The organism is Streptomyces sp. NPDC059010, assembly GCF_042740355.1.
Classification (GTDB): domain Bacteria; phylum Actinomycetota; class Actinomycetes; order Streptomycetales; family Streptomycetaceae; genus Streptomyces.
In genome coordinates, this window is record NZ_JBHYJA010000013.1 from 177,306 (window position 1) to 190,576 (window position 13,271).

Annotated in this window: 16 protein-coding genes; 7 read left to right on the forward strand and 9 right to left on the reverse strand. The window is 71.2% G+C overall.

The window, feature by feature from the left end; translation table 11 throughout:
• The first annotated feature begins 9 nt into the window (after positions 1-9).
• Positions 10-651, forward strand: coding sequence for a GNAT family N-acetyltransferase (locus ACFWYS_RS16360; protein ID WP_384768376.1), 642 nt, complete (start codon positions 10-12; stop codon positions 649-651).
• Here the strand turns inward: ACFWYS_RS16360 and ACFWYS_RS16365 are convergent.
• The 4 genes from ACFWYS_RS16365 to ACFWYS_RS16380 all read right to left on the reverse strand — a co-directional run bounded on the left by ACFWYS_RS16365 (position 648) and on the right by ACFWYS_RS16380 (position 4,580).
• Positions 648-1,955: an MFS transporter gene (locus ACFWYS_RS16365; RefSeq protein ID WP_384768378.1), complete on the reverse strand. Its 1,308-nt coding sequence runs from the start codon at positions 1,953-1,955 to the stop codon at positions 648-650. The genes ACFWYS_RS16360 and ACFWYS_RS16365 overlap by 4 nt on opposite strands.
• A gap of 134 nt (positions 1,956-2,089) precedes the next feature.
• Entirely contained in the window at positions 2,090-2,890 is an 801-nt protein-coding gene (locus tag ACFWYS_RS16370; RefSeq protein ID WP_384768381.1) for a sugar phosphate isomerase/epimerase family protein, read from the reverse strand.
• An 82-nt stretch (positions 2,891-2,972) separates the two neighbouring features.
• Positions 2,973-3,905 (reverse strand): GNAT family N-acetyltransferase, encoded by a 933-nt coding sequence (locus ACFWYS_RS16375; protein WP_384768384.1) that lies wholly within the window; start codon positions 3,903-3,905, stop codon positions 2,973-2,975.
• A 75-nt stretch (positions 3,906-3,980) separates the two neighbouring features.
• A complete protein-coding gene (locus tag ACFWYS_RS16380; RefSeq protein ID WP_384768386.1) occupies positions 3,981-4,580 on the reverse strand; it encodes a dihydrofolate reductase family protein in 600 nt (199 codons plus the stop codon).
• Between the two features lie 275 nt (positions 4,581-4,855).
• Between ACFWYS_RS16380 and ACFWYS_RS16385 the strand changes: the two genes are divergently transcribed.
• Complete coding sequence (locus ACFWYS_RS16385) at positions 4,856-5,650, forward strand: DUF4389 domain-containing protein (RefSeq protein WP_384768389.1); 795 nt, start codon at positions 4,856-4,858, stop codon at positions 5,648-5,650.
• A 141-nt stretch (positions 5,651-5,791) separates the two neighbouring features.
• Here ACFWYS_RS16385 and ACFWYS_RS16390 read toward each other — a convergent pair whose 3' ends face one another.
• Positions 5,792-6,838 carry a LacI family DNA-binding transcriptional regulator gene (locus ACFWYS_RS16390; RefSeq protein ID WP_384768392.1) on the reverse strand — a complete coding sequence of 349 codons (1,047 nt, stop codon included), beginning with the start codon at positions 6,836-6,838 and terminating at the stop codon, positions 5,792-5,794.
• A 329-nt stretch (positions 6,839-7,167) separates the two neighbouring features.
• Here ACFWYS_RS16390 and ACFWYS_RS16395 point away from each other — a divergent pair, with 329 nt between their 5' ends.
• The 3 genes from ACFWYS_RS16395 to ACFWYS_RS16405 are packed head-to-tail and all read left to right on the forward strand — an operon-like array spanning position 7,168 to position 10,312.
• The gene (locus ACFWYS_RS16395) at positions 7,168-8,325 is read left to right on the forward strand and encodes a Gfo/Idh/MocA family protein (protein ID WP_384768395.1); all 1,158 of its coding nucleotides are present in this window, start codon (positions 7,168-7,170) and stop codon (positions 8,323-8,325) included.
• Positions 8,322-9,473 carry a dihydrodipicolinate synthase family protein gene (locus tag ACFWYS_RS16400; protein WP_384768397.1) on the forward strand — a complete coding sequence of 384 codons (1,152 nt, stop codon included), beginning with the start codon at positions 8,322-8,324 and terminating at the stop codon, positions 9,471-9,473. The genes ACFWYS_RS16395 and ACFWYS_RS16400 overlap by 4 nt, the downstream gene beginning before the upstream one ends.
• 38 nt (positions 9,474-9,511) lie before the next feature.
• A complete protein-coding gene (locus tag ACFWYS_RS16405; protein WP_384768549.1) occupies positions 9,512-10,312 on the forward strand; it encodes a sugar phosphate isomerase/epimerase family protein in 801 nt (266 codons plus the stop codon).
• A 68-nt stretch (positions 10,313-10,380) separates the two neighbouring features.
• On the opposite strand, the gene ACFWYS_RS16410 is transcribed toward ACFWYS_RS16405, so the two are convergent.
• From ACFWYS_RS16410 to ACFWYS_RS16420, 3 genes are all read right to left on the reverse strand, one after another.
• Positions 10,381-10,737 carry a class I SAM-dependent methyltransferase gene (locus ACFWYS_RS16410; protein ID WP_384768400.1) on the reverse strand — a complete coding sequence of 119 codons (357 nt, stop codon included), beginning with the start codon at positions 10,735-10,737 and terminating at the stop codon, positions 10,381-10,383.
• A 416-nt stretch (positions 10,738-11,153) separates the two neighbouring features.
• The gene (locus ACFWYS_RS16415) at positions 11,154-11,366 is read right to left on the reverse strand and encodes a DUF397 domain-containing protein (protein WP_384768403.1); all 213 of its coding nucleotides are present in this window, start codon (positions 11,364-11,366) and stop codon (positions 11,154-11,156) included.
• Positions 11,353-12,177: a Scr1 family TA system antitoxin-like transcriptional regulator gene (locus tag ACFWYS_RS16420; RefSeq protein WP_384768406.1), complete on the reverse strand. Its 825-nt coding sequence runs from the start codon at positions 12,175-12,177 to the stop codon at positions 11,353-11,355. The genes ACFWYS_RS16415 and ACFWYS_RS16420 overlap by 14 nt, the downstream gene beginning before the upstream one ends.
• Before the next feature lie 129 nt (positions 12,178-12,306).
• Here ACFWYS_RS16420 and ACFWYS_RS16425 point away from each other — a divergent pair, with 129 nt between their 5' ends.
• Together ACFWYS_RS16425 and ACFWYS_RS16430 are read left to right on the forward strand one after the other, a co-directional pair.
• A complete protein-coding gene (locus ACFWYS_RS16425; RefSeq protein WP_384768408.1) occupies positions 12,307-12,480 on the forward strand; it encodes a hypothetical protein in 174 nt (57 codons plus the stop codon).
• The gene (locus ACFWYS_RS16430; RefSeq protein WP_384768411.1) at positions 12,477-12,746 is read left to right on the forward strand and encodes a hypothetical protein; all 270 of its coding nucleotides are present in this window, start codon (positions 12,477-12,479) and stop codon (positions 12,744-12,746) included. Before ACFWYS_RS16425 ends, ACFWYS_RS16430 begins: the two co-directional genes overlap by 4 nt.
• 31 nt (positions 12,747-12,777) lie before the next feature.
• On the opposite strand, the gene ACFWYS_RS16435 is transcribed toward ACFWYS_RS16430, so the two are convergent.
• A complete protein-coding gene (locus tag ACFWYS_RS16435; RefSeq protein ID WP_384768413.1) occupies positions 12,778-13,164 on the reverse strand; it encodes a DUF937 domain-containing protein in 387 nt (128 codons plus the stop codon).
• Between the last annotated feature and the right edge of the window lie 107 nt (positions 13,165-13,271).

Genomic DNA, 13,271 nt, shown 5'->3' on the forward strand with positions numbered 1-13,271 from the left:
GGTCGACGGGTGGGCTTCAAGCTGGAGGGTCCGGTCCTTGAGGGCGCGTTGGTACGGCTGGAGCCGCTGACGCACCGGCACGCCGCCGATCTGGCGGTGGCGGCGGAGGAGGACCGCGGGACGTACGCGTTCACGTGGGTGCCGAGGAAGCACGAGATCGGCGACTACGTCGACGCGCAGCTCGAACGGGCGGCCACGGGGCGGCTGGCACCGTACGCACAGGTGTCCCTGGCGACGGGCCGGGCGGTGGGCGCCACCTCGTACTGGGAGCCGCGCTGCTGGCGGTCCGCCGACCGACTGGACGCCGTCGAGGTCGGCTTCACCTGGCTCGCCCGCTCGGCCCAGGGCACGGGCCTGAACGCCGAGGCCAAGCTGCTCCTCTTCCGGCACGCCTTCGAGGAGTGGGACGTCTCCCGCGTGGACCTGAAGACGGACGCCCGCAACGAGCGCTCCCGCGCGGCAATCGCGAGCGTGGGCGCCCGCTTCGAGGGCGTGCTGAGGAACTGGTCGCGGTCCTGGGCGCCGGGGGAGGACGGGCGGTTGCGGGACTCCGCGATCTTCTCCGTCACGGCGGCGGAGTGGCCGCAGTGCCGGGGGCGGCTGGAGAGCCGGGTCGCCCGGTTCTTGCGGCGGGAATCCTCAACCGGCTAGAGGGAGCTGGCAGTTGGCCCCTCCTCGGACTCCTCAACGGCCGCCTCCTCGGACTTCTCCCCGGCCGCCTCCTCGGCCCCCTCCCCGGGCCCGTCCCGCAGCTCCGGCGTACCGGTGCTCACATACGCCACCGCCACCACGCACAGCACCCCACCCGTCACCAGTGCGGTCGCCCCGGACGACCACCCGGCGACCAACCCGCCCCGCATGTTGCCGAGATGCGGCCCCGCCTGCCCCACGATCTGCTCCGCGGCCGTCACCCGCCCCAGCAGCGCATCGGGCGTATGGGTCTGGACGATCGTGCTGCGCGAGATGACGGCCAGGGCATCCGCACCCCCCGCCAGCGCCAGCACCGCGAGCCCCGCCCACGGGTCGGTCATCAGCCCGAACAGGGCCAGTGCCGAGCCCCAGACCCCCGCCCCGCACAGCATCACCACACCGGGGCGGCCCAGCCGGGTGACCGCCCCGGACAGGGCCGTGGCCGTGACGCCGCCCACCGCGACGGCCGACAGGAACAGGCCGAGGGTGCGTGGGTCGCCGCCGAAGCGTTCGGCGTTGACCAGCGGGAAGAGGCTGACCGGCATGGAGAGGACCGTGGCGGCGAGGTCGGTGATGAGCGCGCCCCGGACCACCCGATGCCCGGCCAGGAAGCGCAGGCCGTCCAGAACGCCGTGCAGCCCGGCCCGCGACGGCTCGCCCTCGGGCGGCAGCGCGGGCAGCCCGAACGCGCCGTAGAAGGCGAGACCGAAGCTCAGGGCGTCCAGCAGATAGCAGACGCCGATGCCGAACCAGCCGAGGAACAGCCCGCCCAGCGCCGGGCCGAGCAGCATCATCGCCTGACCGGAGGCGTGGTTGAGGGCCAGCCCGGCCGCCACCTGCTCCTTGGGCAGCAGCCGCGGGACGAACACCCCCGCCGCCGGACCGCCGACCGCCCCGAAGCACGACCCGGCCGCGACGAGCGCGAGGATCCCGGCCACCGGCACACCCCCGGTGAAGCCCTGCACCGCGAGCAGCAGCGCGCACACCGCCTGCCCGACGGTGGCCAGCAGAAAGATCCGCCGCCGGTCGCCGCGGTCCACCCACGACCCGGCGAACAGCCCGACCCCCACCATCGGCAACGCCTGCGCGAGACCGACCGCACCGCTCCAGACCGTGCTGTGGGTCATGTCCCACACCTGGTACATGACGGTCACCATCGTCATGAAGCCACCGAGCACGGACACGGTCCGCCCGATCAGCAGCCGCCGGAAGACGGGGGAGGTGCGCAGCGGCCGTACGTCGATCAACGTACGGGCGAGGCTCATGACGGCATGACGGGACGCGGAGTGGGTTCGGGCACGAGGCGCGAGGCTATACGGCGGCCCGCGCGCCGTGCGAGCGAATTACGGGCCTGTGCCCACGGAAGCTAGGCCACGGCTGGGCCACCGCCAGGTCACATCTAGGCCGACTCGTTCAGCAGCCGCGCCAGATGGTCCCGCCCCGCCCCGAGCAGCCCGTCCAGCGGTGCGGCCTCCTCGTACCACCGCTTCTCGTACTCCCAGCACAGCCAGCCGTCCCAGCCGTGCCGGGAGAGCACCTCCACGCACTCGGCGAGCGGCAGTACCCCGGCGCCGAGCGGCAGCGGGGTCGTGTCGTCGGCGGAGGCGATGTCCTTGACCTGGACGTAGCCGAGGTACGGGGAGAGGGCGGCGTAGCTCTCGGTGGGCTGCTCGCCGCCCAGCCAGGTGTGCATGACGTCCCACAGCGAGCCGACGTGGCGGTGGCCGACCAGGCCGAGGACACGGATCGCGGCGGCGGCGGTGCGGTGCGAGTCGTGGGTCTCCAGCAGGATCCGTACGCCCATGTCGGCGGCGTACTCCGCGGCCGTACCGAGGCGCCGTGCGGCGATGGCGTCCGCCGACTGGGGGCTCTGCTCGGGGTCGGCGCCGGGGAAGACGCGGACGAAGGGGGCGCCGAGGTCATGGGCGAGGTCGACGAGCCTGCGGATCTCCTCGATCACGGGCCCGTCGTCACCGGGCGCGGCGACCCGGGCGTACCCGGCGAGGCCCAGCAGCTCGATGCCGGCGGCCTTGAACTCGGCCGCCACGTCCGCCCGTTCGGCGGGCCCGAGCCCCAGATGCACCGGCTCCTCCGGGTGCGTGCGCAACTCCACGCCGTGATAACCGTGCTCGGTCGCGAGCCGCAGCACGGCGGGGAGGGGGAGACCGGGGACGCCAAGGGTGGAGAACGCCAGTTTCATGCATCCACCTTGCCAGGGAAACGGAGGGACGCCCATCCGGCACCGGGCCATCGGGGGCCCTGGCCCGTGCCCGGCCCGGGCGTCATTCCGGTGTGCCGTGCAGATCCAGGCGCCAGTCCTGGCCGGTCAGGTCCTTGCCGAAGGAGCGGTGGGGTTCCTCGGTGACGAGGACGAAGCCGTGGCGCTGGTAGATGCGGCGGGCGGCGGCCAGGACGTCGTTGGTCCACAGGACGAGCTCGCGGTAGCCGACCTCGCGGGCGAAGTCGACGACGGCCGTGACGAGCCGGTCGCCGATGCCCAGGCCGCGGGCGTCGGGCTCGACCAGCAGCAGCCGCAGCCGGGCCGTGGCGGGGGCCTCGTCCCGTACGCACATCACACAGCCCACCGGACGGCCGTCCAGCTCGGCGATCCACACCCGCTCCAGATGCGGATCGTGGTCCTGCGCGAAGTCCGCGACGATCTTCGCGACCAGGCCCTCGTAGTCGGCGTTGAAGCCGTACTCGGCGGCGTACAGGGAGGCGTTGCGCTGCACGATCCAGCCGAGGTCGCCGGGGGCGGGCTCGCGCAGCAGGACGTCCTCGCGGCGGGCGGGGCGGCCATGGGACAGGATCGTGCGTACGGTCGTCATCGCGTCGGCCAGGCGCGGGCGGTCGGCGGCCGGCACGGTCGACAGCAGTGAGCCGACCGATTCGCTCGCCCGCTCCTCCAGCAGCTTGCCGGTCTCCCGGCCGCGCGCGGTGAGCGTGACGCGCCGACGCCTCGGATCGTGCCGGGACGTCGTGCGCTCGATCAGCCCGTCCTGCTCGAACTTGTTCAGGATACGGCTCAAGTACCCCGCGTCCAGGGAGAGTTCGGCCCGCAGGTCGGCCGCGTCCGTACGCGGGGAGTGCGCGAGCTCGTACAGGACGCGGGACTCGGTGAGGGTGTAGGGGGCGTAGAGGTGGCGGCTGTAGTCGAGGGCGCCGATGACGTTCGTGTAGAAGCGGTTGAAGGCGCGGATGTCGTGGACGGTCATGATCGGCGACTCCCGGATATTTGACTGAGTCAGAGATATCGTCGGTTCGAGCCTAGGACGCCCGCGCCCCCGCGGCTACCCCTCGGCGCCCGCCGGCCGGTAGACGCAGACCTGTACGCCCGTCTTGCCGGCGACCGTGGACACGAGCTCGAACGGCCGCTTCCCACCGTCCGCCGGGAAGATCGACTTGCCGCCGCCGAGCAGCACCGGCATCACGATGAGCTGGAGCTCGTCGACCAGCCCCTCCTGGATGAGGGTCCGTACGAGGGTGGGGCTGCCCATCATCGCCAGGTCGCCGCCCTCGCGCTCACGCAGCTCACGGATGCGGGCGACGGCCTCGCCGCCGGGGATGCGGGTGCTGTTGTTCCAGGTCAGCTCGTCGTCGGTCAGCGTGTCTGTCACGACGTACTTCTTCAGGGCGTTCAGCCGGTCGGCGAACGGGTCACCCGCGCGGTCGGGCCAGGCGCCGGCCATCGTCAGATACGTACGACGCCCGTACAGCAGCGCTTCGGCCTTCTCCATCCCCTCGGCGAACGCCGGGCCGAGCACCTCCTCGTCGAAGTACGGGTGCGACCAGCCACCGTGCGCGAACCCGCCGTCGGTGTCCTCCTGGGGACCGCCGGGCGCCTGGACGACGCCGTCGAGGCTGATGAACTCGGTGATGACGATGCGCATGGGATTCGCTCCTGTGGTTCGGCCGGGCTCGCCCGCTCCGGTCTCTTCTCTACGGCATGGAAGACCCGGGTGGAGCCCGGAAATCATCGGTGGGGTCGAGTCAAGCCGCGGAACGGACCATTCAGCAGAGGCCGGGACGCCTGACGGACGGCCGACAGGGCGGGCGGACACCTCCGTTTGGGCCTCTGCGGGGCGCGGGGGTCGCCGCATCGCCGCAGCATGGTGGTGGCAGGCAGCGTCATCGGCAAGCGTCATCGGCACGACTAGGAGTCCTCATGGCGACGGGCTGGGATTCACGGGCCGCTACCGATCCAGGGGGTGCCGAGTGGCTGCCCGTCCTGGACATCCCCCCTGCCGGACCGCAGCGGCGCTGGACCGTCCTGCTGCGCTGGCTGCTGCTCCTGCCGCAGTTCGTGGTCGTCTGCCTGCTCTCCGTCGCGGCGTTCTTCGTGACCATCGTGGGCTGGTTCGCCGCCCTGTTCATGGGGCGGCTGCCCGACGCGATCTTCTCCTTCCTCGGCTCGGTCCTCGTCTACCGGACACGGGTCGGCGTGAGCTCGATGCTCCTGGTCGACCGCTATCCGCCGTTCGCGTTCTCGGCTCCCGGCCACCCCGTGCAGATCGAACTGCGCGCCACGCCGCTGAACCGGCTCGCGGTGTTCTTCCGCCTGATCCTGATGATCCCGGCAGGGGTCATCAGCAACCTCGCGATGGCGGGCTGGTTCACGCTGAGCTGGGTGTTCTGGCTCATCGGAATCGTGCTGGGCCGGCTGCCCGCGCCGGTCTTCGCCGCCACGGCCGGCGTCGCCCGTTACGAGATGCGGTTCACCGCGTACGCCTCGATGCTGACCCCCGCCTACCCCAAGCGGCTGTTCGGCGACGAACCGACCCCGCCGGACGAGGTCCGCTCCGGCACCCGGCCGCTGCTCATGGACACCACGGCCAAGGCCCTCGTCATGCTCTTCCTGCTGCTCGGCCTGGCCGGCCATATCGCCGGCGGCACCGTGGACTACGACGACGACCGGGAGAACGACGAAGTCATGGCCCCGGCCGCGGTGCCCGCACGCTGAACAGCGGCGCAGGCACCGGCCTCGTCCGGCCGGTGCGCACCTGCCGTCGCGACGGCACCGCGGGTGGCACCATGTCATCGTCCCCGGCGAGCTACCTGGCCACAGGCACGCTTCAAGACCCCCGAGCCACCCGCAGCTCTCCTACGACCGAGGCCCCCCGGAAGACCCCCGGACCATCAGCTCCCCCCGAATCGTCGCGATCCCCCCGGGCGGCACCTCCTCCCGCCCCATGGCGATCCGCCCGGCCCGCGCCCCGGCCTCCGCCAACGGCAGCCGCACCGTCGTGAGGGACGGCACCGCGTCGATGCTGAACGGAAGGTCGTCGAAGCCGGCCACCGACACGTCGTCCGGGATCCGCAGTCCGGAGTCCCGCAGTGCCGCGCACGCGCCGAGCGCGACGGAGTCGTTCGCCGCGACCACGGCCGTCAGGGACGGATCCCGGCGCAGCAGCTCAAGCGTGGCCTCGTAGCCGGACTGCCGGTCGTAGCGCCCGTAGACCGTCCAGCGGGCGTCCTCCTCGATCCCGTGCGCCTCCAGCGCCGCCCGGTGGCCCTCCAGCCGGTGCCGGGTGGTGGTGCGCTCCTCCGGGCCCGCGATGTAGCCCAGCCGCCGATGGCCGAGGCCGATCAGATGCTCGGTCAGTTCGCGTCCGCCGCCGCGGTTGTCGAAGGTCAGCGCGATCGCACCGGTGTCCTGCGCCGGCGGCCGCCCGCACAGCACGACCCTCGTCCCGGCGTCCGCCAGCTTCCGCAGCTTCGACGCGACCGCCGCCGCGTGCGGGGCGTCCTCCACGGCACCGCCGGTCAGCACGACCGCGGCCGCCCGCTGCCGCTGCAGCAGGGTCAGATACGTCAGCTCGCGCTCCGGGGAGCCGCCCGTGTTGCAGACCACCGCCAGCCGCTCGCCGCCCGCACGGCCGCCAGGACCGCCGATCTCGGCCTGGATCGCGCTCGCCATGATCCCGAAGAAGGGGTCGGCGATGTCGTTGACCAGGATGCCGACCAGGTCGGAGGTGGCGGCGGCCAGTGCGCTCGCCGGTCCGTTGAGGACGTAGTCCAGCTCGTCCACCGCGCGCAGCACCCGCTCCCGGGTGGTGGCGGCCACGGGGTAGTTCCCGTTCAGTACGCGCGACACCGTCGCGGGGGAGACCTGGGCGCGGGCCGCCACATCCGCCAGGGTCACCGTCATCTCGTCGTCCTCCGGTCGCGCATCTCGTCGTACCACCTCGTACGTGCTCGTAGACAGGCAGCCACGGCTCACGGTTCCAGGTGCACTGTTCCAGGTGTGTCGAGCGAACCTTACGGCCAGAAACCCCCGCTGTTCGTCCCCTCGAACAACTCAGGCTGGTCACGGTCTTGTCCGGACCACTGATCAGAGGCTAGCTTCTTATCCAGTAGAAAGCGCTTGCTGCGACGCTCACCAGTAAAAGACAGGGCGATACGCGGCGCAGGCATCGCAGAGATCGCAGACATCGCGGACGAGCAGAGATCGCAGACATCGCGTACGAAGGGAACGACGTGACACGCAAGACGGTGCGTATCGCCATGAACGGTGTGACGGGGCGCATGGGCTACCGCCAGCACCTGGTCCGCTCCATCCTGGCCCTGCGTGAACAGGGCGGCCTCGACCTCGGCGACGGCACCGTGCTGTGGCCCGAGCCGATCCTGGTCGGCCGCCGCGAGCACGCGCTGCGGGCGCTCGCCGAGCAGCACGGCCTGGACCCGGAGAACATCTCGACCGACCTCGACGCGGTCCTCGCCGACCCGACCGTCGAGATCTACTTCGACGCCCAGGTCACCTCCGCCCGCGAGGAGGCGATCAGGAAGGCGATCGCCGCGGGCAAGCACATCTACACCGAGAAGCCGACGGCGACCGGGCTGGAGGGCGCCCTGGAGCTGGCGAGGCTCGCCGCCGCGGCAGGCATCAAGCACGGCGTCGTCCAGGACAAGCTCTTCCTCCCCGGCCTGCTCAAGCTGAAGCGCCTCATCGACGGCGGCTTCTTCGGCCGGATCCTGTCCATCCGCGGCGAGTTCGGCTACTGGGTCTTCGAGGGAGACTGGCAGACCGCCCAGCGCCCGTCCTGGAACTACCGTGCGGAGGACGGCGGCGGCATCGTCGTCGACATGTTCCCGCACTGGGAGTACGTCCTGCACGAGCTCTTCGGCCGGGTGAAGTCCGTCCAGGCCATCGCCACCACCCACATCCCGCAGCGCTGGGACGAGGACGACAAGCCGTACGACGCGACGGCCGACGACGCCGCGTACGGCATCTTCGAGCTCGACGGCGGCGCGATCGCCCAGATCAACTCCTCCTGGGCCGTGCGCGTCAACCGCGACGAACTGGTCGAGTTCCAGGTCGACGGCACCGAGGGCTCGGCGGTCGCGGGCCTGCGCAACTGCCGCGTCCAGCACCGCTCCCTCACCCCCAAGCCGGTCTGGAACCCGGACATCCCGGCCACCTACTCCTTCCGCGACCAGTGGCAGGAGGTCCCGGACAACGCCGACTTCGACAACGGCTTCAAGGCCCAGTGGGAGCTGTTCCTCCGCCACGTCTACGCCGATGCCCCCTACCACTGGGACCTCCTCGCCGGCGCCCGCGGCGTCCAGCTCGCCGAGCTGGGCCTGAAGTCGTCGGCCGAGGGCCGCCGTATCGACGTACCGGAGATCGGACTGTGACCATCCAACTACCGGACTTCCAGGGCGGGCTGAGGGCGTACGACCCCCGCCCCGCGCCCCTCGCGCTCACCCCGGGCGCGCCCTTCGCCTCCCGTACGGTCTTCTCGGCGGCGCATGTCGTCGCCGACCCGTACGCCGACACGAGCCCCGACTCGCCCGCCGCCGTCGACTGGGACGCCACCCTCGCCTTCCGCCGCCACCTGTGGTCCCACGGGCTCGGTGTCGCCGAGGCCATGGACACCGCCCAGCGCGGGATGGGCCTGGACTGGGCGGGCGCGGCCGAGCTGATCCGCCGGAGCGCGGCGGAGGCCCGGAGCGTGGGCGGCCGGATCGCCTGCGGGGTCGGCACCGACCAGATCGCCGCCGGGTCTCTCGTGGAGGTCCGGGCGGCCTACGAGGAGCAGCTCGCCGTCGTGGAGGAGTCGGGCGCCCAGGCGATCCTGATGGCCTCCCGCGCGCTGGCCGCCGCGGCCTCCGGGCCGGAGGACTACCTGGAGGTCTACGGCCACCTCCTGCGCCAGTCCGCCGAGCCGGTGATCCTGCACTGGCTGGGCCCGATGTTCGACCCGGCGCTGGCGGGCTACTGGGGCTCCGCCGACCTGGACGCGGCCACCGACACCTTCCTGCAGGTCATCGCCGCGCACCCCGACAAGGTGGACGGCATCAAGGTGTCCCTGCTGGACGCCCGGCGGGAGATCGACATCCGCCGCCGCCTCCCGCAGGGCGTGCGCTGCTACACCGGTGACGACTTCAACTACCCGGAGCTGATCGCGGGCGACGAGAAGGGTTTCAGCCACGCCCTGCTCGGCATCTTCGACCCGCTGGGCCCGCTGGCGGCGGAGGCGGTACGCGTCCTCGACACCGGGGACGTGGCGGGCTTCCGCGCCCTGCTGGACCCGACCGTCGAACTCTCCCGCCACCTCTTCCAGACCCCGACCCGCTTCTACAAGACCGGCGTGGTCTTCCTGGCCTGGCTGTCCGGCCACCAGTCGCACTTCACCATGGTCGGCGGCCTCCAGTCGGCCCGCTCCCTCCCGCACTTCGCCCGCGCCTACGAACTCGCCGACGGCCTGGGCCTGTTCCCGGACCCGAAGCTGGCGGAGGAGCGGATGAAGAGCTTGCTCGCGTTGTACGGGGTGAACCAGTGAGCGCACTCGGAGACCTCTCCCGCTTCTCGATCAACCAGATGACCGTGAAGCAGCTGTCGATGCCCGAACTGGTCGAGGAATGCGGCCGGTTGGGCATCGCCAACGTCGGCCTGTGGCGCGAGCCCGTCCAGTCGTACGGCCTGGAGGCGACGGCCAAGCTGGTCCGCGACGCGGGCCTGACGGTCACGACCCTGTGCCGCGGCGGCTTCTTCACGGCGATCGACCCGGCCGAGCGGACCAAGGCCCTGGACGACAACCGCCGCGCCGTCGACGAGGCGGCGACGCTGGGCACGGACGTACTGGTGCTGGTCTCCGGCGGCCTGCCCGCCGGCTCCAGGGACCTGCACGGCGCGCGGGAGCGGATCGCCGACGCGCTGGGCGAGCTGGGCCCGTACGCGGAGTCGCATGGCGTGAAACTGGCCATCGAGCCGCTGCACCCGATGTACGCAGCCGACCGCTGCGTGGTGTCCACCCTGGGCCAGGCCCTGGACCTCGCGGAACGCTTCCCGCCCCACCAGGTCGGCGTCACGGTCGACACGTACCACATCTGGTGGGACGACACCGCGCCGTCCCAGATCGCCCGGGCCGGGGCGGGAGGCCGTATCCACACCTTCCAACTCGCCGACTGGACGACCCCGTTGCCGGAGGGTGTGCTCACCGGGCGCGGGCAGATCGGGGACGGGGCGATCGACATGCGGGAGTGGCTCGGGTACGTGGAGGCGGCGGGGTATCGCGGCGCCATCGAGGTCGAGCTGTTCAACGACGGGTTGTGGGCTCGGGACGGGCGGGAGGTGCTGGCGGAGACCGCGGCGCGGTTCGTGGAGCACGTGGGAGCGTGACCTCGCGGTGGCCTGTGCGCGTCGGCATCGGTGAACAGGCCACCCATCAGTCCCCGGGACGAGGCCGCTCAGTCCTGTGGTTTGCGCCAGACGATGCTGTAGCGCCACAGGAGGTGACGGCGGTACTCGGAGCCGGGCAGGATCTCGGCGGCCAGGGCGCGCATCTCCGCGGGCTCGAAGGGGTGGGTGAGGAAGTCGCCGAGGACGTAGTCGACGTCGTCCTCGAACGCGTGGCCCTGCTCGATGCTGGGAGCGTGCAGGTCGATGCCGGTGACCTGCGGCACGGTGCGTCGGAGTTCGCGGGCGAGCATGCCTTCGCCGCAGCCGATGTCGAGTGCGCGGTGGGCGTCGGCGGGGACCGCGTGGAGGATCCGGGGGTGGTAATGGATGTTGCTGTTCCATCGCCTGCCGTTCTTCCATGTCATGTGGTCATCCTGCCCGGAGGCGTCGGGGATCGGCTGGAGGGGGCGGTCCAGTGAACGACGGACACGATCCGGCAGGTGGCTTCCACGAGTTGGCGGTCACCGTCGACGTGAGTACGGGGCCGGTGAGGACGTCGGCCGGTTCGATACCCGCGGACGCACAGGCGCCAGGCGGTCTCCGCGTCGAGGTGGAGGCGGGCGCGAACTGCCCGGCTACGAGGCCACACTGGAGCTGCTGCGCCGGGATCCGACCCTGACGGCCATGGGTCGCGGCGAACGACTCCGTCGCGCTGGGCGCGTGCGCGGCACTGGGATCGCGACGATTCGGGGGAGCTGATGGTTCGGGCGTCTTCCGGGGGGCCTCGGAAGTAAGCACCGAGCCCGCTGGGCGTGTCTCAGCGGGCTCACGTGCGCGGGCGCTACTCGCCGGCCGCGTATGAGGTGAAGTCGGCCCAGGCGCTGGGGGAGAGGACTAGTTGGGGGCCCTGCTTGTCTTTGGAGTCCCGGACTCGGACTGTGTCGGGGGTGGTGGCGACTTCGAGGCACTCGCCTTGATCGCCAGCGCTGTAGCTGGACTTGTACCACCCGGTGAGGGCGGACGAGTCGGAGACGGTGTGCTCACTGCTGACCATGCGTGTGTTCCTCTGCTGCCGCCCTGACAAGGGCCAGTGACTCCTGTTGCGACAACGCGTCGCTCAGGGCCAGAGCGTAGGCGGAGTGACTTGCGGCCACCAGCGCCGGATCGTCCATCAAGTGGCCGGTGCGAAAGGCTTCGGCGTAGGCGACCGGTGCGGAGTCCTCGAAGCTCATGAGCGTGAGCAGGCTCTGCAGGAGCGGATGCGCCCCGACACCGTACGGCAGCACATGCAGCCGCAGCCGTCCCGCCTCAGCCATGTCCGCGATCTTGTGCAGTTGTTCGGCCATGGCCTGCGGGCCGCCGACGCGGCGCCGCAGCACGGACTCGTCGAGCAGCGTCCAGACGACCGGATTCAACGGGCCGTCAAGAATCCGGGCACGCTTTGTTCGGATGACAACGGCCTCGTCAAGTGCCTCCGCCGTGTGGTTCGGCCAGTGGGCACGAAAGGCGGCGCGCGCGTAGTCGTCGGTCTGAAGCACACCGGGGACCAGCGAGAGCGCGAACTGCTGGATCAGGGTGGCCTGTTGCTCCAGTTCGGCCACGGCCGCGAAGTGGTCGGCGTACTTCGACTCCAGGTCCTCCAGCCACCGCTCGAAGAACCCGTCCGTCCCCAGCACCCGGTCGATCCGTCGTGCGTCATCGGGCTTGGGCAGCCGCCTACCCGCTTCGAAATGGCTGATCAGTGTGGGCGAGCACACGACCTGATTGGCCAACTCCTCCTGGGTGAGCCCGGCCGCGACCCGCCGCAGTCTCAGCTCCTCTCCGTACTTCTCCCGTTGCGTCCGAGGCTTGCGCTGTCCGAGCACGCGGCCAACTCCCTTCCCTGACGGGCGCTTTGTCAAGGCCCGGCTACTGGAAGCGTAGCCAGCGGACACGCCACGCTGTGAGCGGTTCGCCACAGAAAGCAATCACCGCAAGTCAGAAAGCAGGCCGACGTGTCCCCCACCATCACCCGCGTCTTCAAGCCGTTGCTCAGGCTCTTCCCCCTGATGCGCACACGCCGCCGCCGTACGACGCCGAAGCCCCCGCCCTCCCGCCCGCAGCCGACCCCCGTCCTTGGAGTGGGCGCCGGCTCGGTGGGCTTCCCTCACGAGGAGAGCGGCAGGTGAGCGGCGCGGAACGTCTCCTGCCCTGGGCGGGCGCCGAAGGAAAGCCCTGCTATCTCTCAAGCGACGGCACGGGCTACGTCTCGCGTGTCGCGGACCAGATCGAGAGTGTGCAGCTCGGCATGGCGGACCAGCTGCTCGATCACGCCGCCGAGCTCCTCGCGGAGCACCACGTGACCAGTGAGGAGCTGCACTACCTCGCCCAACGGCTCAGCGAAGCCCTGCGGGACGTCAAGCGGGTCGCGGAGAGCAGGGGAGCCCGGCTGTAGCCGGTGATGGCAGGCCGATCCGGTGAGGTGGCTACGGCCTCGCCGCCCGCTTCGTCAGCACCGCCAGCACCACCGGAATCACCGTCTCCACGATCCGGGACACCGCCCCCGGCGGCAACCCCGTCCGTCGGGCCACCGCGGTCGCCACCCGCTCGGCCTCCTCGGCCAGTACCCCGGCCATGAGGCCGCCCGTCGCGAAGCCGCCCACCGTGGCCACGCCCGTGAGCGGGGCCTCGTGCGGGGTCGCGACGGTGTGTGCCTCGCCGGACAGGGCCGCCACCGTCGTACCGACCATCTGGCGGGCGCCCGCCTCGTCCGTGCCCAGCAGCCCCGCGATGTCCCCGATCCGGTCGTCGCCGAGCTCTTCGAGCACGTCGTCCTGGAGGGACGTGAGGGGGTTCTCGTCTACCTCTGACATGTCTGAAACGCTACGTCCGCGGCGGTTCCTCGGCACGCCGAAAAAAGTCTCCGGAGACGTACAACCCTTCCCCCACCTCGCCGGTCGTACTTGGCATCAGGACTTCT

Coding starts and splice junctions, on each gene's coding strand:
- ACFWYS_RS16380 (WP_384768386.1), bottom strand. CDS start 4,580: ATGCGCATCGTCATCACCGAGTTCATCAGCCTCGACGGCGTCGTCCAG.
- ACFWYS_RS16435 (WP_384768413.1), bottom strand. CDS start 13,164: ATGTCAGAGGTAGACGAGAACCCCCTCACGTCCCTCCAGGACGACGTG.
- ACFWYS_RS16370 (WP_384768381.1), bottom strand. CDS start 2,890: ATGAAACTGGCGTTCTCCACCCTTGGCGTCCCCGGTCTCCCCCTCCCC.
- ACFWYS_RS16375 (WP_384768384.1), bottom strand. CDS start 3,905: ATGACCGTCCACGACATCCGCGCCTTCAACCGCTTCTACACGAACGTC.
- ACFWYS_RS16410 (WP_384768400.1), bottom strand. CDS start 10,737: ATGACATGGAAGAACGGCAGGCGATGGAACAGCAACATCCATTACCAC.
- ACFWYS_RS16365 (WP_384768378.1), bottom strand. CDS start 1,955: ATGAGCCTCGCCCGTACGTTGATCGACGTACGGCCGCTGCGCACCTCC.
- ACFWYS_RS16390 (WP_384768392.1), bottom strand. CDS start 6,838: ATGACGGTGACCCTGGCGGATGTGGCGGCCCGCGCCCAGGTCTCCCCC.
- ACFWYS_RS16415 (WP_384768403.1), bottom strand. CDS start 11,366: ATGGTCAGCAGTGAGCACACCGTCTCCGACTCGTCCGCCCTCACCGGG.
- ACFWYS_RS16385 (WP_384768389.1), top strand. CDS start 4,856: ATGGCGACGGGCTGGGATTCACGGGCCGCTACCGATCCAGGGGGTGCC.
- ACFWYS_RS16405 (WP_384768549.1), top strand. CDS start 9,512: ATGACCGTGAAGCAGCTGTCGATGCCCGAACTGGTCGAGGAATGCGGC.